The sequence below is a fragment of the Lysobacter silvisoli genome, from assembly GCF_003382365.1.
Lineage (GTDB): Bacteria > Pseudomonadota > Gammaproteobacteria > Xanthomonadales > Xanthomonadaceae > Lysobacter > Lysobacter silvisoli.
In genome coordinates, this window is sequence record NZ_QTSU01000001.1 from 1,449,034 (window position 1) to 1,470,181 (window position 21,148).

The 21,148-nt window shown below is 67.7% G+C and carries 22 protein-coding genes; 11 read left to right on the forward strand and 11 right to left on the reverse strand.

The genetic code is table 11. The features are described 5' to 3' along the window. Nucleotides 1-122: 122 nt before the first annotated feature. The 11 genes from DX914_RS06350 to DX914_RS06400 all read right to left on the reverse strand — a co-directional run bounded on the left by DX914_RS06350 (nt 123) and on the right by DX914_RS06400 (nt 11,581). Nucleotides 123-923, reverse strand: a complete 801-nt coding sequence (locus DX914_RS06350) for a hypothetical protein (RefSeq protein ID WP_115858176.1) — start codon at nt 921-923, stop codon at nt 123-125. Nucleotides 924-993: 70 nt separating this feature from the next. After that, nucleotides 994-3,450: a VirB4 family type IV secretion/conjugal transfer ATPase gene (locus tag DX914_RS06355; protein ID WP_115858177.1), complete on the reverse strand. Its 2,457-nt coding sequence runs from the start codon at nt 3,448-3,450 to the stop codon at nt 994-996. A 154-nt stretch (nt 3,451-3,604) separates the two neighbouring features. Next, the gene (locus DX914_RS06360; protein ID WP_115858178.1) at nt 3,605-3,916 is read right to left on the reverse strand and encodes a VirB3 family type IV secretion system protein; all 312 of its coding nucleotides are present in this window, start codon (nt 3,914-3,916) and stop codon (nt 3,605-3,607) included. Continuing rightward, nucleotides 3,909-4,280, reverse strand: coding sequence for a TrbC/VirB2 family protein (locus DX914_RS06365; RefSeq protein ID WP_115858179.1), 372 nt, complete (start codon nt 4,278-4,280; stop codon nt 3,909-3,911). The genes DX914_RS06360 and DX914_RS06365 overlap by 8 nt, the downstream gene beginning before the upstream one ends. Nucleotides 4,281-4,352: 72 nt before the next feature. Next, a complete protein-coding gene (locus DX914_RS06370) occupies nt 4,353-5,219 on the reverse strand; it encodes a lytic transglycosylase domain-containing protein (protein ID WP_115858180.1) in 867 nt (288 codons plus the stop codon). Nucleotides 5,220-5,404: 185 nt separating this feature from the next. Then, a complete protein-coding gene (gene virB11 / locus DX914_RS06375) occupies nt 5,405-6,436 on the reverse strand; it encodes a P-type DNA transfer ATPase VirB11 (protein WP_115858181.1) in 1,032 nt (343 codons plus the stop codon). A gap of 32 nt (nt 6,437-6,468) precedes the next feature. Beyond that, nucleotides 6,469-7,743 (reverse strand): TrbI/VirB10 family protein, encoded by a 1,275-nt coding sequence (locus DX914_RS06380; protein WP_115858182.1) that lies wholly within the window; start codon nt 7,741-7,743, stop codon nt 6,469-6,471. Beyond that, nucleotides 7,740-8,522 (reverse strand): TrbG/VirB9 family P-type conjugative transfer protein, encoded by a 783-nt coding sequence (locus tag DX914_RS06385; RefSeq protein ID WP_115858183.1) that lies wholly within the window; start codon nt 8,520-8,522, stop codon nt 7,740-7,742. The genes DX914_RS06380 and DX914_RS06385 overlap by 4 nt, the downstream gene beginning before the upstream one ends. Continuing rightward, nucleotides 8,519-9,493 carry a VirB8 family type IV secretion system protein gene (locus tag DX914_RS06390; RefSeq protein ID WP_115858184.1) on the reverse strand — a complete coding sequence of 325 codons (975 nt, stop codon included), beginning with the start codon at nt 9,491-9,493 and terminating at the stop codon, nt 8,519-8,521. Before DX914_RS06390 ends, DX914_RS06385 begins: the two co-directional genes overlap by 4 nt. Before the next feature lie 96 nt (nt 9,494-9,589). After that, entirely contained in the window at nt 9,590-10,036 is a 447-nt protein-coding gene (locus tag DX914_RS06395; protein WP_115858185.1) for a hypothetical protein, read from the reverse strand. Nucleotides 10,037-10,432: 396 nt separating this feature from the next. Further along, a complete protein-coding gene (locus tag DX914_RS06400) occupies nt 10,433-11,581 on the reverse strand; it encodes a pyridoxal phosphate-dependent aminotransferase (protein ID WP_115858186.1) in 1,149 nt (382 codons plus the stop codon). Between the two features lie 151 nt (nt 11,582-11,732). On the opposite strand from DX914_RS06400, the gene DX914_RS06405 reads away from it, so the two are divergent. The 11 genes from DX914_RS06405 to metX all read left to right on the forward strand — a co-directional run bounded on the left by DX914_RS06405 (nt 11,733) and on the right by metX (nt 21,118). Beyond that, on the forward strand, nt 11,733-12,206 hold the full coding sequence (locus DX914_RS06405) for a DUF3293 domain-containing protein (RefSeq protein ID WP_158549198.1): 474 nt from the start codon (nt 11,733-11,735) through the stop codon (nt 12,204-12,206). A 349-nt stretch (nt 12,207-12,555) separates the two neighbouring features. After that, a complete protein-coding gene (gene ccmA / locus DX914_RS06410; protein WP_115858188.1) occupies nt 12,556-13,230 on the forward strand; it encodes a heme ABC exporter ATP-binding protein CcmA in 675 nt (224 codons plus the stop codon). Next, nucleotides 13,227-13,952 (forward strand): heme exporter protein CcmB, encoded by a 726-nt coding sequence (gene ccmB, locus DX914_RS06415; protein WP_115858189.1) that lies wholly within the window; start codon nt 13,227-13,229, stop codon nt 13,950-13,952. Before ccmA ends, ccmB begins: the two co-directional genes overlap by 4 nt. A 121-nt stretch (nt 13,953-14,073) precedes the next feature. Further along, nucleotides 14,074-14,838 carry a heme ABC transporter permease CcmC gene (gene ccmC, locus DX914_RS06420; RefSeq protein ID WP_115858190.1) on the forward strand — a complete coding sequence of 255 codons (765 nt, stop codon included), beginning with the start codon at nt 14,074-14,076 and terminating at the stop codon, nt 14,836-14,838. Further along, nucleotides 14,835-15,011, forward strand: coding sequence for a heme exporter protein CcmD (ccmD, locus tag DX914_RS06425; RefSeq protein ID WP_115858191.1), 177 nt, complete (start codon nt 14,835-14,837; stop codon nt 15,009-15,011). Before ccmC ends, ccmD begins: the two co-directional genes overlap by 4 nt. Beyond that, nucleotides 15,008-15,490, forward strand: coding sequence for a cytochrome c maturation protein CcmE (ccmE, locus tag DX914_RS06430; protein WP_115858192.1), 483 nt, complete (start codon nt 15,008-15,010; stop codon nt 15,488-15,490). Before ccmD ends, ccmE begins: the two co-directional genes overlap by 4 nt. Nucleotides 15,491-15,652: 162 nt before the next feature. Next, nucleotides 15,653-17,623 carry a heme lyase CcmF/NrfE family subunit gene (locus DX914_RS06435; protein WP_115858193.1) on the forward strand — a complete coding sequence of 657 codons (1,971 nt, stop codon included), beginning with the start codon at nt 15,653-15,655 and terminating at the stop codon, nt 17,621-17,623. Further along, complete coding sequence (locus DX914_RS06440; protein ID WP_115858194.1) at nt 17,620-18,165, forward strand: DsbE family thiol:disulfide interchange protein; 546 nt, start codon at nt 17,620-17,622, stop codon at nt 18,163-18,165. Before DX914_RS06435 ends, DX914_RS06440 begins: the two co-directional genes overlap by 4 nt. A 137-nt stretch (nt 18,166-18,302) precedes the next feature. Next, complete coding sequence (locus DX914_RS06445) at nt 18,303-18,740, forward strand: cytochrome c-type biogenesis protein (RefSeq protein ID WP_425480673.1); 438 nt, start codon at nt 18,303-18,305, stop codon at nt 18,738-18,740. After that, nucleotides 18,740-19,741: a tetratricopeptide repeat protein gene (locus tag DX914_RS06450; protein ID WP_115859155.1), complete on the forward strand. Its 1,002-nt coding sequence runs from the start codon at nt 18,740-18,742 to the stop codon at nt 19,739-19,741. Before DX914_RS06445 ends, DX914_RS06450 begins: the two co-directional genes overlap by 1 nt. Before the next feature lie 243 nt (nt 19,742-19,984). Then, complete coding sequence (gene metX, locus DX914_RS06455; protein WP_115858196.1) at nt 19,985-21,118, forward strand: homoserine O-acetyltransferase MetX; 1,134 nt, start codon at nt 19,985-19,987, stop codon at nt 21,116-21,118. Nucleotides 21,119-21,148 lie beyond the last annotated feature (30 nt).

The following is a 21,148-nucleotide window of genomic DNA, read 5'->3' on the forward strand; positions in this document are numbered from 1 at the left end:
ACCTGCTGGGGGCCGCGCCTTGCGCGCGCCCCTTGTCCTCGATGCCGCGCCGATTCCTTCGGCGCGGGCTCCCTTATCGCCGTGGCGGGCGCCTCGCTCGGCGCCCCGCCCGGCCTCCCCTATCAGTTACCGACCGACAGCGCGGTCTTCAGCGCGGCGGTCTTGACCAGGCCGCCCAGGATGGTCTGCTCGCCGGACATGGCCTTGTACGCCAGCGTGCGCTGGGTCTCTTCCATGGTGGCGATGTAGACGTCGTAGGTCTGCATCTGGCCCTGCCAGATCTGGAACTTCAGCGCCAGATCGTTGGAGATCTGGTTGGACGACGCGTCCACGTTGGCCACGTTGCCCTGGGTGTTGCTGGAGTTGCGCGTGGTATTGACGCTATTGAGCATGCTCTGCATCTGCGGAGCCACGGTCTGCACGAAGTCGACCGTGTAGTTGTACTTCTTGTTGCGCGCGCGGCGGATGTTGGCGCAGATTTCCTTCTGCTTGGCCAGCACGTCGCCGCCCGGGGTCAGACCGACCATGTTCAGCAGGCCGCTCATGCTGATGCCGCCGCCGCCGCGATCGCAGGACTCGGCCACCATGTAGCTGTTCTCGTCGACCTTGACCCAGACGTTGCTGGCCGGCATGCCCACGTTGTTGAGCAGGCTCTGCATGTTGATCAGCTGCTGCTGGAAGTGCTGCACCTGCTGCAGCCAGCGCTGCACGTTGGCCGCGTATTCGGCGGTGTCGGCGAAGCGCTGCGAGTAGGTGTTGATCTGATTCAGGATGCTCTGGATCAGGTTCGGGCCGACTTCGACCACGGGGCCCATGGCGCTGCCGTTGCCGACGGTCAGCGAGCAGGCCAGGAATACGCCGGCCAGGGCCAGCTTCTTGGACTTGCGGCCTTTGGCCTGCTGCGAGTTGCGCTTGATGTTCATGGCGAAGTTCCTCTTCTTTGGCAGTTGACGCTGTGGTCGTCGCTTGCGGGTGTATCCGTGATGGTGGGGGTCAGGCCGTGGCCTGGCTGCGTTCGCTGCTCGTGGGCTTGCCCTTACCGGAGCCCTTGCGATTGGCGTAGAACGAAGGCAGCCACTGGTCCGGCACCAGATCGTCGACGCCGACACCGTTGCGCTGCGCTTCGTTCTGCAGCACGCGGTGCATGATTTCGATGTTGTCGGTGGAGGCGGAGATCACCGCCAGCGAGTCGTCCAGGCCGCGCAGGTTGAGCTGGCAGACGGTCGCGGCGTGGCCCTGCTTGACCAGGAAGCAGCGCGAACGCTCGTCCAGGCCCTTGACCACCTGGTACTCGGCATCGGTGAGCTTGAGGCCCTCGATGTAGTCCTCGCGGCTGGCGTTGGGGTTGGGCAGCAGGATCAGGGTCGCGGTCTGCTCGATCAGCGAGGCCGAGATATCGCTGGCCAGCGCGTCTTCCGGGCTCTGGGTGGCGAAGATGCCCAGGCCGTTCTGCTTACGGATGGTCTTCTGCTTGTTCTTGGCGAATTCCTTGAGGCCGCCGGAGCCGTCGAGGATCTTCCAGAACTCGTCCATCACGTAGATCAGCGGACGGCCGTCGATCAGCTCCTCCAGGCGGTGCAGCAGGTAGTTGATCACCGGCACGCGCACTTCGGGGTTGTCGATCACATCGGTGTAGTCGAAGCCGATGATGTTGGCCTTTTCCAGATTGATGGTGTCGACCGGGTTGTCGAACACCCAGCCCAGCGAGTTGCCGGCCGTCCACTTGCGCAGGCGCGCGAACAGGCCGTCGTCGCCCATGTTCGGCAGGCTCTTCTGCAGGTTGGTCATGCTGCGCAGGTGCTTGGGCGTGTCGAGCATGTTCTCGACCGCGCGGAAGATGTCCTCGTCCTCGCGCGCCGAATACTGGGTCTTGCCGGCCAGCACCTTGATCAGGTCGGCCAGGAACTGCACGTTGGCTTCGTTGCGGTCGCACTGGAACGGATTGAAGCCGGTGGGCTGGCCGTTCTCCAGCGCCAGGTAGTTGCCGCCGCAGGCGCGGACGAAGATCTCGGCGCCGCGGTCCTTGTCGAAGAAGAAGATCGTCGGCGTGGGCTTGAGCTTCTGCACCTGGCTGAGCAGGAAGTTGATCAGCGCGGTCTTACCGGTACCGGACTTACCGATCACCATGGTATTGGCGATCGCCTTCTCGCCCAGCGAATTCTCGGCCGGATGGGTGGCGTGGAAGTTGAAGTAGTACGGCTGGCCGTTGGTGGTCTGCAGCGTGGTGACGCAGTCGCCCCAAGGATTGTTTTCCTTCTTGCCGGTGGCGAAGTTGTGCAGCGGCGACAGGCCCAGGAAGTTCAGCGAGCTGACGTTGGCCAGGCGCGTGCGGTACTGCCAGTTGCCCGGGAACTGCGAATAGAACGAGGCGGTGACGGCCAGGTCTTCCTTGGCCGAAACGAAGCCGGCGTTGGACAGTTCGGCGCGGGCCTGGGCGATGTTCTGGGCCAGGCGCTCCTGGCTTTCGGCGTACAGGCAGATGGTGAAGTGGTACTCGCCCAGGACGAAGTTGCCCGAGGCCAGCTGGTCCATCGCCATGTCGAGCTCGACGATCTGGCTGACCGCCTTATCGCCCGACGAAATCATCATGCCCTTGGTGCGGTCGAGCACCTTGAGCGCGTCCTGGCGCCCCATCGGGCTGAACGAGTGCGTGATCACGTACTCGAAATCCAGGTACTTCAGGCCGTTGAGGATGCCGGGGTACGTGGCATCGGTGTATTCCTTGACGTTCAGCATGGCGCCGAAGTGATTCACGCCGGTGGGCGTGTTGATCACGAAGTCGCCGGTCTTGTTGGAGAACATCAGCCGGCTGACCGGCAGGTAGCTCGGGATCGGCGCGGGCAGCACCGGCACGGGCTCGTCGATGCGGTTGAGCAGGTAGCCGAAGAACTCCAGCGCCTCGGAGAAGACGATGCCGTTCTTGGCCTCGTACATGCACAGCCGGCGCGGCGCGTAGTCCTTGAGCACGGCCTCGACGTTGCCGGCCAGCTCCAGCACCTTGGCCACGGCCTGGTCCTGCTCTTCCTGCAGCTGCTGGGCGTTGGCCGACTTCTCGACGAAACGCTTACCGCCGACGATCGGGCGGTACATCATGGTCAGGTAAAGCTCGTTCTGCATGAGCTTCTGGCTCGACAGCGCCGTGAAGTAGCCGTCGGACATTTCCTGATTGAACGTCTGGTCGAACTGGCTGCCGCCGGCGATGCGGCGCTTGCGGCGCACGTCGTGGACCCAGAACGCGACGTTGGTGAAGTCCGGCGCGCGCAGGGTCTGCAGCATGCGGTTGAAGGTGTTGTGGCGGTGCTCGATTTCCCACTCTTCGCGGCCGACGAACGGCAGCCCGCCCAGGTTCCACACCAGCATGAAGTCGCCGCCGGTGGTCTTGATCACCGTCGGGGAGACATGCGAGGACAGCGGGATGAAATCGCTGATGGGTGCGTCGGGAGTCAGCATGGGCGTGCGTGTCTGCTCTAGGTCGGTTAACGATGGAAACAACGGTAAAAACGGACTGCGGTGGCCGAGCCGGCAGCGCCGCCGCGAGGGCGAAGCCGCCTTGGAACTGCAAACCCGGACGCCATCGCGGGGTGACCGCGATGGCGCCGGGGGATTACGCCTTCTTCTTGTCGCCCGGGCCGCGGTAGATGTTCGGTGTGAACACCCACATGCCCGAGTGGTGCTGGAGATTGCGCATGCGGAATTTCAGCTTCCACCGCAAGCCCAGCAACCGGAAGATCATTTCGTCGCGTCGGGCCATCTGGCGCATCACGAAGATGACCAGCGGCAACAGCGCGATGCAGAACATGTTGATGTAGAACGTCAGCAGGATGCACCCGCCCGCACCGATGGCGAAGGGGATGTAAGGCACCCCCAGGAACATGGGCGGCCGGGTGCAACCCCGGAACAGCACGTTCTTATGCATAGGTCTGCGACAGGACCGTCAGCATCACGCCCGAACCGACGTCTTCCGGGATGATCATCTTGGCCAGCTGAGCGGCGGCGCCGATCAGGAAGCCGCCGATCAGGATCGGAGCGACGTCGGAAATGCGCTTGTGAGCGAACGCGATCTGGTAGCCGGCGAAGATCACCGCCATCGTGACCACGGCGACCGAGGCGATGTTCAGCAGGCCGTTGAGGTTGTTGATGAAGCCCTTGACGCGGCCGGCTGCGTCGGCGCCGCCGCCGCTCTGGGCGAACGCGATGTCCGGCACGGCCAGCATGCCGACGAACAGGGCCGCCATGAGGAAGGACGTGAAGATGGTCTTGAGCTGCGCGTTGGAGTTCATGGATAGATCCCTCTTTCGATTGACAACGGTTTGAATGGTGAAACCCTCTGGTTTCAAACTACAAGCGGCACGCTAAAAAACGAATGCCTGATCCCCCTGGGATTGCTCGCTGGCGGGCGCGGGGGCATCCGCCATCGGTTGAAGCTTGACCGGCGCCGATGCTTGCTGGGCGGTCACCGCGCCCATCATCGGCGCGACGGTGCCTGGCTGCGGCGGAAAGGTCGAAACCTGAACGGGCAGGCTCGGGGCCGGAGAATTCTGAACAGGCGCGGCCGAGGCCATCGCGACGACCGGCGCGGCCATGGGCGCGGCGACCGGCGCGGGCGCCGGGGCGGCCATGCTGATGCGCGCGGCCATGGGCGAAGCGGCGGCCGTGACCGAGGCCAGGCGCTGCGGGCCGGACTGGCGGCCGGCGGTGTACAGCGGCATGCGGCTCACCGGCATGGTCTTGCGCGAGGCCTTGCCGACCACGGCGATGGCCTGGTCGTCGGCCGCGGCGGCCGGCTTGGCGCCCATCGAGGCATAGACCTTCTGCACGTAGCCGTGGCGGAAGCCGGTGACGAAGTTGCCGGAGTAGTAGCAGCTGAAGGACTTGCCCCAGTCGCCGCTGGAACGGCCGTAGCACTCGGCCAGGATGCGCGAGCCGGCCTGCAGGTTCGGGCAGGCCTCGAAGGCTTTTTCGTAGGAATCCAGGCCGTACTTGGCCAGGTTGTAGCGATTGACCTGGGCCAGGCCGAGGGAGAAGTTGTAGCCCTTGCCCTCGAGCATGCGCACGGTGGCCAGGGCTTCGGACAGGTTGCGGGGCTGGCGCACCAGGCGGCCGCCGACGACGCCGATGGCGTACGGATTGTACGAGGACTCCACGCTCACGACGTGATGCATGACCTCGTGCGGAACCGCCAGGCTGGGGCAGCTCATCAATTCGATACCGGGCAACATCCGTATTTCCCCCCTGTGCCGACCTTGGCGCTGCTGTCACAAAACTGTTCGAGAACAGCCAGTTATGTGCGCATCGGCACAGCAATCATTCATCTAGCGGTTGGCGATGTCAACAACTGCGGCTTTGCCCTACCCCGGCGAAACCGCCCCCATCGACGCGATACTGAGACCGACCTCGCGTTTCACTACTCGGCGAACGCACGTTCCGGGTTGAAATCGATACCCGTGATGTAGCGCGCGCCGGCGTGGGCCTTGATATGGACCACGATATCGATGGTCATCATCAACAAGCGCTTGATGACCGCGAATTCGAGCCCCGAACCCTCCGCCGACGCCTTCACCATCAGCGCCAGCTGGTCCCAGGTCTGAGCCGTGCTGCCGGCGTGGCAGCTGGTGATCGAACCCGGGTGGCCGGAGGCGCAGTTACGAATGAAGTAGAACGACTCGTCGCCTCGAAGCTCGGCCAGGATGATCCGGTCGGGCTTCATGCGCAGACAAGCTTCCATGCAACTCTTTGCAGTGACGTTGCTGGTGCTTTGTCCGCCTTTCGAGTAGAGCAAGTGCACTACGTTCGGCTGGTTGATGAAAAGCTCGCGCGCGTCCTCGATCGTGACCAGGCGCTCGTTGTCCGGAATATGGCCCACCAGCGACTTCATGAAGGTGGTCTTGCCGCTGCCGGTGGCGCTGGCCACGACCACGTTCTTCTTGTACTGCACGGACTTCTTGAAGAACTCGGCGTAGTTGCGCGAGGCGCGCAGCTCCAGCAGCTCGCGGTCGTGATCGCTGATGGTGTGCGCGCTTTCCAGGATCTGGTTGAAGAACCCGTCTTCCTGATACTGCGCCAGGGTCTTGCTGTGCTTGGCCGGCAGTCGGATGGTGATCGAGACCTTGCCCGGATCGCAGGCCGGCGGGATCACGAACTGGGCGCGCTGGCCGGTCGGGAAGGTCAACGAGACCACCGGGTCGGCATCGGTGATGCGCTGACCCGTGTTGCTCTCGTTGACCACCGCGGTGCAGAACTGGCGGGCGCGCTCGAAGGTGAGCGAGGGCACGTCCACCTTCTGCCAGCCCTCGCGGGTTTCCAGGTACAGCTCGCCCGGCTTGTTGATGCAGATTTCGGTGACGTCCGTGGATTTCATGAACTCATGGATGCCCAGCACTTCGTACTGGTAATCCAGGAAGCCGTTCGATACCGCGGCGATAGGCGAATTGTCCATGCTACCCACTCAGTACACCCTCCCGTCCATCATCAGCGGATGATGGACGAGAAATCGACGTCCTTAGCGACGTAGACGTTGACGATCGTGCCCTGGTTGATCGTCACCGTCGCGGGACGGTTGACGCTCTTGTCCAGGGCCTGGTTAGCCAGGCGCTCGATCGAACGCGCGGTCACGCTCTCGTACGGGCTCTGCACCACCACGCCGCCCGGGGCGACGGTGTTGGTCTCCGGGCCGTTCTCGGCCGCGGCGTACTTAAACGCGTCCGCGATCAGGCTGATCATCAGCGCCGAGGCGATACGGCTGCCCCAATGCGCGTTGTAATCGCCCGGATGGCCGGCGCCGCCGAGGTTGTCCACGCCCGGGCTGGCCATGTTCACGTCGATGCCGGTCGGGGTGGTGATGCGGTCCCAGATCACCGAGACGCGCGGACCGTTGATGCCCTCGGCCTGGTAGCGGCCGGAGATCTTCGAGCCCTTGGGCAGCAGCAGGCGGCGGCCGTTGATCGAGTAGGTCGGCTCGGTCACCACGCAGGAGGTGAAGCCCGGCACGTCGGTGACGATGCGGGTCTCCATCACGCAGCGGATGTAGGTGCCGCGCACCAGCAGGGTGTCCGGATTGAAGATCGGACGCGCGCTGGCCACCTGGGCCAGCTCACGGGCCTTCTGCTGCGCTTGCGGCGACTGCATCTGACCGTCGGGGCCCGGCACCATCGACATCATCTGGCGCGCGTATTCGTCCGGCGGAGTCATGCCGGCGGTGGCGGCCGAACCCGGCTGCATCTGGGTCGGCGGCAGGCCTTCGGCGTTGTTCTGCATTCGGCGCTCCATCAGCGTCGGGCCGCGCGGACCGGTGTCCTCGACCACCATGGCCGGCTGGTCGCCGCCCATCTGCGGCGGCTGCTCCGGGGCCAGCGGCACCGGCGGCAGGTCCTGCACGGGTTCGGGCGGCAGCGGCGGCGCGACCTCCGAGGCCGCCTTGGGCAGCTCGGGGATGCTGACCACTTCTTCCTCGACCTTGGGCTTGTCGTCGTCGCCCGAGGTGGCGCTGGTGAACATCCAGACCGCAGCGAAGATCAGCAGCAGCACGATGCCGACAAGGAAGAACAGCGCCTTGCGGTTGAGCTTCTGCACGTCGCTGGACTTCAGCAGCGGCGCGCCGGCGTCCAGGTTGGGCGCTTGGGCGGCCTGTTGCTGCTGGCCGTAATAGGGATTCGCGCCGTAAGCGCCGTAGCTCTGCTGATCCTGCGCAGCGCCGGCGTTCTCGTCGGAATGATCGGGCGGGTTGGGCGGCATGGTATGGGTCATTTCTGCTTGTTCCTGCGCAGACCGACGACGTTGTTGCCGTGGCGGATGATCAAGTAGGGATACGTGCCGTGCACGACGATGGTGTTTTCTTCGACCGTGGTGTTGACCACGAAGTCCTCGCCGCTTTCGCGTTCGCGAGCGAACACCGCCGGGAAGTTGCCCGTGGGCAGATCCTTCAGGTTGCTCATCTTCACGTAGGTGAACTGGCCGTCGTCGTACACGTTCACCGGAATCAGCCACACCTTCTTCTTCGCGCTACGCGTGGAGTACTGGTAGTCGAAGTGGTAGACGCGGGCCTTGTCCAGCGCGGTGCTGATTTCGGGCACCGGCGCCGGCGGCTCTTCCTTGGTGCTCTTGGCGGTGAACTCGGTGTCCTTGGGGTAGACGAACTTCACCTTGTACTGCACGCCGGCCTGCTTGGCCTGCTCCAGCACGCGCCAATCCGTGGCCACGACCTTCAGCTCCAGGATGTAGGAGTGCATGGACGTGCGGATCATCATGTTGGTGTCGACGTCGACGTTCTTCGGCTTCAGGTAGAAGACGTTGTCGCGACGGCTCAGGTCCCAGCCGCTGCTGAAACCCGTGCTGTAGTCGAGAATGTTCTCGTTCGGGTCCAGCTCGATCTGCGTGGTGATGCCCAGACCGGTGCGCACCTGGTAGATGCGGCTGGGTTCGTATTCGTATTCCTGGACCACTTGGGCCGCAGCGGGTAGCGCCGAGCCGGCGAGCGCCAGGAACAGCAGGGCGGCGGCGAGGCGATGTTTACGCAGGCAATTCATCGGGTGCTGACTCCATTCGCATTACCGGTCGGTGCGGGTGCGGCCGGCGGCGTGGCCGGATTGGCGGTGGTGGGTGCGGCGCCGGGCTGGACCGGGGCGCCGGGGATTTGCGGCGCGCCCGGGGTGGGCGGAACCTGGTTCGGGTCCACCGACGGCGCGTTCGGGTCCACCGGGGCGGCGGGCGCGGCGGCCGGAGCGGCCTGCTGCGGCACCGGGAATTCGCTGCCCGAGTTGACCGGCGGCGCGGCAGCGTAGTCGTTGTCGACGCGGTAGCTGGTGACCTGGAAGCCGAGCGGGTTCAGGACGCGGTTGTTCTCGTCCATCTTCAGGTTCGACTTGTACAGGAACTCGATCGTGGCGATCTTGCTGTCCAGCGGTGCGGACGAGCCCGCCTGCTTGTTGAACAGGGTGCGCTGGAAACGCACGGTCGCGGTCTTGGGCGCCTCATTGGTGTTGCTGCCGCCGTGCAGCTGGATGCTGAGGATCTTGACCCGGACGGTCTTGTCCTTGCCGAACAGCGTGATCGGGTTGGTCTTGTTGGTGCTGTCGTACAGCTGCTTGTAGCCGCCGGTCACGTTCGGGGTGCCCATGGCGAACACCGTCGACCAGTCGCGCTCGCCGATCTGCGAGAAGTCGTAGGACTCGCGCGCCATGATGAAGTGCGAGATGTTGCTCTTATTGAGCGCCTCGCTGGCGGCGATGCTGGGGTTCTCGAAGTCGTTGCGCAGGCGCGCGATGGTGGCGGTGCCGGTGTAGGCGTCGGCCATCACCAGGTACGGCACCTTCTCCTTCAACGGCAGGAAGAAGAAATAGCCGCCGGCCAGGATCAGGGCCATGAGGATGGCCGCCCACGCCACTATCCACGCGCGCTTTTCGCTGCGACGCGCGATGTCGGCGATGGTGACCTCGTAATTCACGGCCTTGGCGACCGCGTTGTCCACTGCGGGAGTGGCTGTTTTCTTTCCGAACATCTTAGGCTGCATCCAGATCGAGGATGGAAGGTTCGCCGCGCGGCGCGCGCTGCGGCCCGGGGGCCGCAACGCCGCCCTGCGGCGACAGGCGCTCGCTTACGGCGCGACTCCGGCCACGTGCGTCGCCTCGGCCTGCGCGGGCGCCGAAGCCGGCACCGCCGACGGCGCCGGGGCGCCTGCGCGCACCACGATCTGGCCGTTTTCGACGGACACCGACACGCCCTGCGCGGCGTAGGCCGAGCTGAGCTGCGACACCGCGTCCTGGACGCTGGTGGTGTGGATCTCGGCCACGCCCTGGTGCAGGGTGAAGTCGGACGGATGCAGGTACGACAGCGGCATCTGCGAGTCCCGCGCCCAACGCTCGAGCATGGTCTTGAGCGTCCCGTCCATCGGCGACGGGTAATAGACGTAGGTCTTCTGCAGCGGGATTTCGCTGGGCAGTTCCGCGAAGCGGTTGACCGGCTTCCAACGGCCGCCGAAGTCCGGCGCCGGACGGGTGGCGCACCCGGCCAGGGCGACCGTGACGGCCGCCGCGATCAACAAACGATGACTGGTTGCAGTAAAGGTACTCACGCTTTCCCCAATGGTCTGAATTAACGCGCGCGCCGATCCGCGACGGTGGCGATACGCAGCCGGCGGCGCCGGTGCGGTGGCGCCACCTTGGTCGAGATCAGTGAAATTGAGATGACCGGACAGTGCTCGGTCGTTGTGCGCTCGCCGCAACCGTCTCCCCGACGGCGCGAACCGCGCGTGCTCCCGTCGCATCGGGCGACGACGTCGCAGCCGATGAACGACAAGAGTGAATCGTTCTGTCCATGAACTCCCCCCTACAGCGCGGTCAGATTTCCTGACGAGCCTCTTGCGACGCTCGTCACTGAAGGTTAGCCCGAACTCTGAGGTATGGGCAAGAGGGCCACAGACGATGTGCCCCCAATGATGCTAAAGCCGGCGCAGGCGCTCGATCGCCGCGTCCAGCGTGGTTTCGTTCTTGGCGAAACACAGCCTGGCCAGGCGCTGTTCGGCCGGGGCGGTCTCGTAGAACGGCGACAATGGGATCGCGGTCACACCTTTTTCTATAGTGAGCCAGCGGCAGAAGGCGACGTCGTCCAGGTCGCTGATCGCCGAGTAGTCCACCAGCTGGAAGTAACCGCCGGCCACCGGCAGCGGCTGCAGGCGCGTGCCCAGCAACTGCTCGCGGAAGCGGTCGCGCTTGGCCTGGTAGAACGCGCCCAGTTGTTCGTAATGCTCGGGTTCGGCCTCGATCATTTCCGCGAACGCCCATTGCGCCGGGGCGAAGCTGCAGAAACTGTTGTACTGGTGCACTTTGCGCAATTCGGCCGTCAGCGCCGGCGGGGCGATGCAGTAGCCGATCTTCCAGCCGGTGCAGTGGTAGGTCTTGCCGAAGCTGGACACCACGAAGGCGCGTTCGCGAAGCTCCGGGTAACGCAGCACCGACTCGTGACGCAGCTTATCGAAGACGATGTGCTCGTAGACCTCGTCCGACAGCAGGTAGATACCGGTCCGCCGCAGCAGGTCGCTCAGCTGGGCGATGTCGTCCTCGCCGAACATGGCGCCGGACGGGTTGTGCGGGGTGTTGACGATCAGCATGCGGGTCTTGGGCGTGACCGCGGCGCGGACCCGGTCCCAGTCCACGGCGAAGCTGCGCGGGTCCAGCGGCACGTGCACGGCGCGGCCGCCGGCCAGGTCGATCGCCGGCTCGTAGCTGTCGTAGCACGGGTCCAGCACGATCACTTCCTCGCCCGGCCGGACCACGGCGTGGACGGCGTCGAAGATCGCCTCGCTGGCGCCGGAGACCACGGTGACCTCGCTGTCGGCGTCGGGCAGATAGCCGTAGCAGCGCTGGGTCTTGGCGGCGATGGCCTGGCGCAGGGCCGGCACGCCGGTCATGGGCGCGTACTGATTGCGGCCCTCGCGCATGGCCCGGTTCAGCGATTCGATCAGGCGCTCGGGCACGTCGAAGTCGGGGAAACCCTGCCCCAGGTTGACCGCGCCGTGCTCGGCGGCGAGCTGCGACATCACGGTGAAGATGGTCGTGCCGACCTTGGGCAGCTTGGTGTCAGGCGTCATGGATCCGGGGACATGGCGTGGGGAGGCCGAGTGTAAAGAATCGCCGCGACAACACCTACGCCGGGGCCATGACGATCCGGAACCTGGGCATGCGCGGCGCCGTCCGTCGGCACGCGTTGCGCGGCGGCGGCGCCCCGCCCAGACTGCGGCCATGCGCGAAATCCAGGTCGTCGACGCCGCCGAACTGGCCGCCCTCTACGCCGCGGCGCAGTACGCCGTGAGCATCGACGGCGACGCCATCGCGCTGCGCGTGGGCGCCCTGGCGCCGGACCTGGAGGCCTACCTGCCGGCGCCGCGCTACGTGCTGATCAGCGCCTGGAACCCGGCCTCGGAGCCGCGCTCGGACAGCGCCAACGAAACCGCCGACCGCGCCCTGACCGCACGCCTGGACGCGGCCGGCATCGCCCGCCAGGCGGCCTGGGCCAGCGCACCGGACGGGCAATGGCGCGAGCCGGGCTGGCTGCTTACCGGCGTCGGCCCGGCCGAGGCCGACCGCCTGGCCCGCGACTTCGGCCAGGCCGCGGTGCTGGCCTGGGACCACGGCGAGGCGGTGCGTCTGCGCATGCTGCTGCCGGCCCCGGCCGAGGCACCGGGCTGGGCGCATATCGACTGGGCCGCGGGTTGAGCTGGGCCAGCGCCCGCTCCCCCGTTTCGCCCCACCCTAGTTCCGCCCATGCCGGAACCCGCGCCCTCCCGATACCGCGCGGCCCCGTGTTCTTTATCTCGTCACTCTCTATCCCGTCATTCCGGCGAAAGCCGGAACCCATTTTGATCTTCGCTTTCCGACGGCTGCAGCCACAGCAACAGCAACCGCAAAATGGGTTCCGGCTTACGCCGGAACGACGGTGATGAATGACGGCGATGAATCAGGGCCATGAAACCGGCCGGGACCGGCACCACGCGCAAAACGGACTCCCCCGCCCGTGCCCGGCTAAACTAGCCGGCTACGCGGCCCACCGCCGCCCTGCCCGCCGATGACCCCAATCGACCACTCCGCCCCGCCGCTGCTGCAAGCCCGCGGCCTGCGTTTCGCGCGCAACGACGAGCCCGTGTTCGGGCCGCTGGACTTCGCCGTCGACGCCGGCGAGGCGCTGCTGGTGCAAGGCGACAACGGCGCCGGCAAGACCACCCTGCTGCGGGTGCTGGCCGGGCTGCTGCGCGCCGACGAGGGCCAGATCGATATCGACGGCCGGCCTGCGCACCCGGCGCGGCGCGCCCGCGCGATCGCCTACCTGGGCCACCTGCCCGGGCTCAAGGCCGACCTGAGCGCGCTGGAGAACCTCAACTTCCTGTGCGGCCTGCAAGGCCGCCGTCGCGCCCAACTGCCCGAGAACGCCTTGGGCATCGTCGGCCTGGCCGGATACGAGGATGCGCTGGCGCGGCAGTTGTCGGCCGGACAGAAGAAGCGCCTGAGCCTGGCCCGGCTATGGCTGGCGCCGGCGCCGGTATGGCTGCTGGACGAGCCCTACGCCAACCTGGACCTGGACGGCATCGAACTGGTCAACCGCATGGTCCAGGCGCACCTGCGCGAAGGCGGCGCCGCCCTGGTCACCACCCACGGCGCCTACGCCGCGCCGCCGGTGCGCACGCGCATGCTGGTGCTGGGCGCGCCCTCGCGCCTGGCCGACGCGGAGGCAGGCCACGCATGAATCCGAATCCCGTAGCCGGCGCCCGCCGCCCCACCCAGGCCGCCCTGCCCGGCCTGGCCGGCGCCGCGCGCGCGCTGCTGGCGCGCGACCTGCGCCTGCTCTGGCGCCGCCGTGGCGACGCCTTGCAGCCGGCGCTGTTCGCACTCCTAGTAGTGGTGCTGTTCGCCCTGGCCCTGGGCGGCGAAGCCCAGGCCCTGGCCAAGGTCGCCGCCGCGGTGCTGTGGCTGGCGGTGCTGCTGGCCGGCCTGCTGGCGCTGGACACCCTGTTCCGCGGCGACGCCGAGGACGGCTCGCTGGAGCAATGGATGCTGGCGCCGGTGCCGCTGGGCTGGCTGGTGGCGGTGCGCACCTTCAGTCACTGGGCCACCACCGCGCTGCCGCTGCTGATCGCCACCCCGCTGCTGGGCGAACTGCTGCACCTGCCGCGCGAGCAGTTGCCGGTGCTGCTGACCTCGCTGGCGCTGGGCACGCCGCTGCTGAGCCTGCTGGGCGCGGTGGTCGCGGCGCTGACGGTCGGCATGCGGCGCTCTGGTATCCTGGTGGCCTTGCTGGCGTTGCCGCTGTACGTGCCGGTGCTGGTGTTCGGCGCCGGCAGCGTGACCGCCGCGGCGCAGGGAATGGATGCCGCCGGCGGGTTGCTGTTGCTCGGCGCCGGATTGGCGGTGGCGCTGGTGCTGGCGCCGCTGGCCGCCGCCGCCGCGATCCGCATCGCCTTGAGTTGAGCGCCACCGGCGCGGCCGGCACGGGCGACCGCTGCGGACGCGACGAACCGATCACGGCCAACGCGGTCCAAGCCGCCACGCCCTCTACCCGCCGGTCTTCGCGACCCGCCCGATACGCTGCATGAATCCACTCGTCCGCTGGTTCCACCAACTCGGCTCGCCGCCCACCTTCGACCGCTTCGCCGCGCGCTGGGCGCCGTGGGGCTACGTCAGCGGCCTGCTGGTCATGGCCTGGGGCCTGTACGGCGCGCTGTTCCAGGTACCGGCCGACTACCAGCAGGGCGACAGCTTCCGCATCCTCTACATCCACGTGCCCAGCGCCTGGATGAGCATGGCGGTGTTCGCGCTGATGGCCGCCTACGCCGCTGTCGCGCTGATCTGGCGGATCAAGCTGTGCGAGATCCTGGCCATGGCCTGCGCGCCGATCGGCGCCGGCTTCACCGTCATCACCCTGGCCACCGGCTCGATCTGGGGCAAGCCCATGTGGGGCACCTGGTGGGACTGGGACCCGCGCCTGACCAGCGAACTGATCCTGCTGTTCCTCTACCTGGGCGTGATCGGCCTGTACAACGCCATCGACGACCGCCGCGCCGCCGCGCGCGCGGCCGGCCTGCTGGCCATCGTCGGCGTGGTGCTGCTGCCGGTGATCCGCTATTCGGTGGAATGGTGGAACTCGCTGCACCAGGGCCAGACCATCCGCCTGATGGGCGAGTCGAGCATGGACGCGAGCATGATCGCGCCGCTGATCTGGATGGTGGTGGGGACCAAGCTGTGGTTCGTCGGCGCCCTGCTCAGCCGCGCGCGCGGCGACAACCTGCGGCGCGAATCGGGCAAGGCCTGGGTCGCGCAGCTGGCCGGCGCCGCCGGCAAGGACGGCGCGCCGTGAGCTACCAGAACTATGTGATCGCCGCCTACGCGGTGTTCGCGATCGTGCTGGCCTGGGACTTCGTCTCCAGCCGGCTGCAGATCCGGCGCGAGCTGCGCGCCGCTCGCCAGCGCGCCGCACGCCAGGCCGGCCAGGCCGGCGCACGCAAGCCCACGGGTGAATTGAGCCGATGAATCCGATCCGCCGCCGTCGTTTGTTGTGGGTGCTGGCGCTGGTCGCCGCCGCCGGTATCGCCGTGACCCTGGTGGCCATGGCGCTGCAGCGCAACGTGGCCTATCTGTACACCCCGGCCGAGGTGCTGCGCGGCGATGCCGGCGCACAGGTGTCCTCGGGCGAAACCCGTTTCCGCCTGGGCGGCATGGTCGCCGCCGGTTCGTTCCAGCGCGCCAGCGGTTCGATGGAAGCGCACTTCCGCGTGACCGACGGCGACGCCGAACTGCCCGTGGTCTACACCGGCATCCTGCCGGACCTGTTCCGCGAGAAACAGGCGGTGGTCGCCACCGGCCGCATGCAGGGCGACCGCTTCGTGGCCGAGCAGATCCTGGCCAAGCACGACGAGACCTACATGCCCAAGGAAGTGGCCGACAAGATGGGCAAGGCGCATCAGAAGCACGACGTGCCCGCGCCGGGCGGTGCGGAGGCTATGCGTTGATTTCGGGCGCGGGAAGCAAAAGCGAATCCCCCCTACCCCCCTTTTTCAAAGGGGGGAACAGCCCGGTGAGTTCGCTGCCCCCTGCGTGTCTCCCCCCTTTGAAAGAGCGGGGCCGGGGGGGATTTGCCGCGCAACCCCATCACCTAAAGCGAAACCACCCCCATGCTCCCTGAGCTCGGCCAGATCTTCCTGATCCTGGCGCTGTTGATCGCCGTGCTGCAGGCGGTGCTGCCCATGCTCGGCGCGCACCGCGGCATCGCCTCCTGGATGGACCTCGCCCGCCCGGCCGCCTATGCGCAGCTGGCGCTGGTGCTGGCCGCGTTCGCGGTGCTGACCCACGGCTTCGTGGTCCAGGACTTCTCGATCAAGTACGTGGCGCAGAACAGCAATAGCCTGCTGCCGATGATCTACCGCTATTCGGCGGTGTGGGGCGCGCACGAAGGCTCGCTGCTGTTGTGGGTGCTGGTGCTGGCGCTGTGGACCGCGGCGGTGGCGCGCTACTCGCGCGCGCTGCCGATGCCGGTGATCGCGCGCGTGCTGGGCGTGATGGGCGTGGTCAGTTCCGGCTTCCTGGCGTTCCTGATCCTGACCAGCAACCCCTTCGAACGCCTGCTGCCGGCCGTGGCCGAAGGCCGCGATCTCAATCCGCTGCTGCAGGACCCGGGCCTGATCATCCACCCGCCGATGCTGTACATCGGCTACGTCGGCTTCGCCGTGCCCTTCGCCTTCGCCATCGCCGCCCTGCTCGACGGCAAGGTCGACGCGCGCTGGCTGCGCTGGACCCGGCCCTGGACCAACATCGCCTGGGCGTTCCTGACCCTGGGCATCGCCCTGGGTTCGTGGTGGGCGTATTACGAGCTGGGCTGGGGCGGCTGGTGGTTCTGGGACCCGGTCGAGAACGCCAGCTTCATGCCCTGGCTGGCCGGCGCGGCGCTGCTGCATTCGCAGGCGGTCACCGAAAAGCGCGGCAGCTTCCGCGGCTGGACCCTGCTGCTGGCCATCGCCACCTTCTCGCTGTCGCTGCTGGGCGCGTTCCTGGTGCGTTCGGGCGTGCTGACCAGCGTGCACGCCTTCGCCGCCGATCCCTCGCGCGGCGTGTTCGTGCTGATCTTCCTGGGCGTCGTGATCGGCAGCTCGCTGCTGCTGTACGCGCTGCGCGCACCGTCTTCGGATGACCCGCCCGGCAAGCCGTTCGAGCTGTACTCGCGCGAGACCCTGCTGCTGGCCAACAACCTGCTGCTGGCCACCGCCTGCGCGATGGTGCTGCTGGGCACCTTGTACCCGCTGCTGGCCGACGCCTTGAACCTGGGCAAGCTGTCGGTGGGCCCGCCCTACTTCGCCCTGATGTTCGTGCTGCTGATGGCGCCGATGGTGCTGCTGCTGCCGTTCGGCCCGCTGTTCCGCTGGCAGCGCGAGCAGCCCTCGCGGCCGGCTGCGATGCTGGTGCCCTGGGCCGGGCTGGCCCTGGGCGCGGCCATCGCCGCTTACTTCGTCGCGCCGCAGGGTGCGTGGAAGGTCGCCGCCGGTCTGGGCGGCGCGCTGTGGGTGGGCCTGGGCACCTTGCGCTTCGTCTGGACCCGCCTGCGCGGCGACGGCACCCGCTACACCGCCGAAATGCTGGGCATGACCCTGGCCCACACCGGCATCGCCGTGTTCCTGATCGGCGCCCTGCTCACCGAAGGCCTGAGCCAGCAGCGCGAACTGGCGCTGACGCCGGGCCAGAGCGTGGAGCTGGGCCGCTATGCGTTCCGCTTCGACGGCGTGGCCCATCGCGCCGGCCCCAACTTCGAAGCCGACCGCGGCACCGTCACCGTGTTCCAGAACGAACAGCTGCTGACCGTGCTGCATCCGGAAAAACGCGCCTACGCCAGCGGCGGCCAGGTCATGACCGAAGCGGCGATCGATCCCGGTTTCAGCCGCGACCTCTACGTCGCCCTGGGTGAACCGCTGGGCGGCGGCGCCTGGGCGCTGCGCGTGCACATCAAGCCCTTCGTGCGCTGGATCTGGGCCGGCGCGCTGCTGATGATGCTGGGCGGCTTCGTCGCCGCCGCCGACCGCCGTTTCCGTCCCCAGTCCGCCGCCGCGCCGCGCCCGGTGCGCAACGACGACGCCCTTGAAGGAAGCGCCGCATGAACAAGAGCCGTTGGCTGCCCCTGGCCGTATTCGCCGCTCTGGCGGTGTTGCTGGCCGCGGGCGTGTGGCTGAGCCGCAATCCCGACCGCGAGGCCCTGCCCTCGCCGCTGATCGGCAAGCCCGCGCCGGCGTTCTCGCTGCCGGTGCTGCACGAGGCCGGCCGCTTGGTCAGCTCCGAACAACTGCGCGGCTCACCCTACCTGCTCAACGTCTGGGGCAGCTGGTGCCCGGCCTGCCGCGACGAGCACCCGGTACTGACCCGCTTCGCCGAAACCAAGCGCGTGCGCGTGATCGGCTTCAACTGGAAAGACGAACACCCCGACGCGCTGCGCTGGCTGGAGCAGTACGGCAATCCCTACTGGCTGGTGCTAACCGATTACGAAGGCAAGGTCGCCATCGACTGGGGCATCTACGGCGCGCCGGAAACCTTCCTGGTCGACGCGCGCGGCGTGGTGCGCTGGAAGCACGTGGGGCCGATGAGCGAGGCGACGATCCGCGACGAATTGCTGCCGGTGCTGGCGGAAGTCGAGAAGACGCGATGAGTGGGGCTGAGAGCAAATCCCCCCTACCCCCCTTTTTCAAAGGGGGGAACAGCCGCGCGAGTTCGCTGCTGGCCTTTCATCTCCCCCCTTTGAAAAAGGGGGGCCGGGGGGGATTTGCTCTTGCCGTCGCTGCCCTGATCCTAGCCTTCGCCCTAACCCTCCAAGCCCAACCCGCCAACGACCCCACCCCGCTGCGCTTCAACGACCGCAGCGAGGAAGTGCGCTTCCACGACCTGGTCGCCGAACTGCGCTGCGTGATGTGCCAGAACCAATCGCTGGCCGACTCCAACGCCCAGATCGCCCACGACCTGCGCCGCGAAGTGCTGCAGCTGATGCGCCAGGGCAAGAGCGACCGCGAGATCAAGGACTTCCTGGTCGCGCGCTACGGCGAATTCGTGCTGTACCGCCCGCAGGTGGAGTCCAAGACCTGGCTGCTGTGGTTCGGCCCGCTGCTGGTGCTGCTGGCCGGCGGCGCCGTGGTCGCCGGCGTGGTGCGCTCGCGCGCCCGCGCCGCGCGCGCGCAAGGCAACGCCCACACCGATAGCGGCAACGCCGACGACAACGAGGAATGGTGATGACCGCGTTCGTGCTCGCCGGCGCCGCAGTGGTGCTGATCGTGCTGGCCTATGTGCTGCGCCCGCTGTGGCGCGCCAAGCCGGCCGCAGCGGCCGGCATGTTCGCCGCGCTGGCGCTGGCCACCGGCGCCGGCTACTGGCTGATCGGCACGCCCGACGCGCTGGATCCCGCGCGCCGCACCGCGCCCGACAACCTGCAAGCCGCGGTGAGCCAGTTGGAAGCGCAGCTGCAGCGCGAACCCAACCAGATCGAAGGCTGGCGCCTGCTCGCACGCGCCTACGCCTCGGAAGGCCGTTTGATCGAAGCGCGCGACGCCCTGGCCAAGGCCAACCAGATCGCGCCGGACCAGCCCGAACTCATGGTCGAAGCCGCCGAGTTCCGCTCGCTCGCCGCCAAGGACCGCATCTTCGACGCGCAGGCCGTGGCCCTGCTCAAGCGCGCGCTGGAACTGCAGCCCATGCATCAACGCGGCCGCTGGTTCCTGGGCGTGGCCCAGCGCCAGGCGCGCGAACCGGCCGCCGCCGCGCAGACCTGGGAGCCGCTGCTCGCCGTCGTCGACGCCAACACCGCCGCCAGCCTGCGGGAACAGATCAATGCCGCGCGCCAGGAAGCCGGCCAGCCGCCGCTGCCCGCGCCGGCCGCCGCCGCGCCGGTCGCCGGTTTGAAGGTGCGCGTGTCGCTGTCGCCGGCACTGGCCGCCAAACTGCCCGCCAACGCCAGCCTGTTCGTGCTCGCGCGCCAGCCCAGCGGCCCGCCCATGCCGGTGGCGGTGAAGAAGCTCGCGGCCAAGGATTTCCCGCTGGACGTGGTGCTCAGCGACGGCGACAGCCCGATGCCGACGATGAAGCTCTCGCAGCTGCCCCAGGTCGCGGTGCTCGCGCGCGTCTCCGCCTCCGGCCAGGCGATCCCGCAAGCCGGCGACCTGGCCTCGGCGCCGCAGGTGGTGCGCAGGGATCGCAAGCAGCCGGTGGAAGTCACGATTGACCAGATCGTCGACTGATGGATATAGCCCCTCTCCCGCGAAGCGGGAGAGGGGTTGGGGTGAGGGCACACGGGGTCACGCACTCGCGCCGGACTTCGCCCATCGCACGCCCTCATCCGCCCTCCGGGCACCTTCTCCCGCAAGCGGGAGAAGAAAACTGCATGAGCTCATGCCTTACTCCTAACCGCCACACCCGGGCAAAATAGCGCCACCCGCGCCGGCCCCCGCCCTGCGCCCGCAACCAGGAAGGCAGCTCCCGGCATGACCGAATTCATCCCGCCCGGCACCCGCTACCACGCCCTGCCCGACGGCTTCGCGATGAAGCGCGGCGGCCGCCTGGACGGCGCCCGCATCGCCTTCGAAACCTGGGGCGAGCTCAACGCCGCGCGCGACAACGCTGTCCTGATCGTCACCGGCCTGTCGCCCGACGCGCACGCCGCGGCCAACGCCGGCAATTCCGAGCCGGGCTGGTGGGAAGCCATGCTCGGCCCCGGCAAGCCTATCGACAGCCAGCGCTGGTTCGTGATCTGCGTGAACTCGCTGGGCAGTTGCAAGGGCTCCACCGGCCCGGCCTCGATCCACCCGGTCACGCGCGAGCCCTACCGCCTGGACTTCCCCGAGCTGTCGATCGAAGACGGCGCCGACGCCGCCGCCCACGTGGTGCGCGGCCTGGGCATCGAGCGGCTGGCCTGCGTGATCGGCAACTCCATGGGCGGCATGACCGCACTGGCGCTGCTGATCCGCCATCCCGGCCTGGCCCGCGCCCACATCAACATCTCCGGCGCCGCGCGCGCGCTGCCGTTCTCCATCGCCATCCGCTCGCTGCAGCGCGAAGCCATCCGACTGGACCCGCACTGGTACCAGGGCCGCTACGACGAACGCAGCTACCCCGAGGCCGGCATGCGCATGGCACGCAAACTGGGCGTGATCACCTACCGCTCGGCGCTGGAATGGGACGGCCGTTTCGGCCGCGTGCGCCTGGACTCCGACCGCGCCGACGAGGAACCCTTCGGCCTGGAGTTCGAAGTCGAAAGCTACCTGGAAGGCCACGCCCGCCGCTTCGTGCGCCGCTTCGACCCCAACTGCTACCTCTACCTCAGCCGCTCCATGGACTGGTTCGACCTGGGCGACTACGCCCGCGGCGACGACGGCGCCGGCCCCGCCGACACCCGCGCCGGCCTGGCCCGCATCCGCCTGGAAAAGGCCCTGGCCATCGGCGTGCACACCGACATCCTGTTCCCGCTGCAGCAGCAGCAGGAGATCGCCGAAGGCCTGGCCGCAGGCGGCGCCGACGCCGAGTTCCTGCCGCTGCCCTCGCCGCAGGGCCACGACGCCTTCCTGGTCGACATCGCCCGCTTCGGCCCGGCGGTGGCGGGGTTTCTCGCCAAACTGTGATACGCCGGGGCGTGCCTGCGAGGACGCATC

Coding starts and splice junctions, on each gene's coding strand:
- DX914_RS06350 (WP_115858176.1), bottom strand. CDS start 923: ATGAACATCAAGCGCAACTCGCAGCAGGCCAAAGGCCGCAAGTCCAAG.
- DX914_RS06355 (WP_115858177.1), bottom strand. CDS start 3,450: ATGCTGACTCCCGACGCACCCATCAGCGATTTCATCCCGCTGTCCTCG.
- DX914_RS06360 (WP_115858178.1), bottom strand. CDS start 3,916: ATGCATAAGAACGTGCTGTTCCGGGGTTGCACCCGGCCGCCCATGTTC.
- DX914_RS06365 (WP_115858179.1), bottom strand. CDS start 4,280: ATGAACTCCAACGCGCAGCTCAAGACCATCTTCACGTCCTTCCTCATG.
- DX914_RS06370 (WP_115858180.1), bottom strand. CDS start 5,219: ATGTTGCCCGGTATCGAATTGATGAGCTGCCCCAGCCTGGCGGTTCCG.
- virB11 (WP_115858181.1), bottom strand. CDS start 6,436: ATGGACAATTCGCCTATCGCCGCGGTATCGAACGGCTTCCTGGATTAC.
- DX914_RS06380 (WP_115858182.1), bottom strand. CDS start 7,743: ATGACCCATACCATGCCGCCCAACCCGCCCGATCATTCCGACGAGAAC.
- DX914_RS06385 (WP_115858183.1), bottom strand. CDS start 8,522: ATGAATTGCCTGCGTAAACATCGCCTCGCCGCCGCCCTGCTGTTCCTG.
- DX914_RS06390 (WP_115858184.1), bottom strand. CDS start 9,493: ATGTTCGGAAAGAAAACAGCCACTCCCGCAGTGGACAACGCGGTCGCC.
- DX914_RS06400 (WP_115858186.1), bottom strand. CDS start 11,581: ATGACGCCTGACACCAAGCTGCCCAAGGTCGGCACGACCATCTTCACC.
- DX914_RS06405 (WP_158549198.1), top strand. CDS start 11,733: ATGCGCGAAATCCAGGTCGTCGACGCCGCCGAACTGGCCGCCCTCTAC.
- ccmA (WP_115858188.1), top strand. CDS start 12,556: ATGACCCCAATCGACCACTCCGCCCCGCCGCTGCTGCAAGCCCGCGGC.
- ccmB (WP_115858189.1), top strand. CDS start 13,227: ATGAATCCGAATCCCGTAGCCGGCGCCCGCCGCCCCACCCAGGCCGCC.
- ccmC (WP_115858190.1), top strand. CDS start 14,074: ATGAATCCACTCGTCCGCTGGTTCCACCAACTCGGCTCGCCGCCCACC.
- ccmE (WP_115858192.1), top strand. CDS start 15,008: ATGAATCCGATCCGCCGCCGTCGTTTGTTGTGGGTGCTGGCGCTGGTC.
- DX914_RS06435 (WP_115858193.1), top strand. CDS start 15,653: ATGCTCCCTGAGCTCGGCCAGATCTTCCTGATCCTGGCGCTGTTGATC.
- DX914_RS06440 (WP_115858194.1), top strand. CDS start 17,620: ATGAACAAGAGCCGTTGGCTGCCCCTGGCCGTATTCGCCGCTCTGGCG.
- DX914_RS06450 (WP_115859155.1), top strand. CDS start 18,740: ATGACCGCGTTCGTGCTCGCCGGCGCCGCAGTGGTGCTGATCGTGCTG.
- metX (WP_115858196.1), top strand. CDS start 19,985: ATGACCGAATTCATCCCGCCCGGCACCCGCTACCACGCCCTGCCCGAC.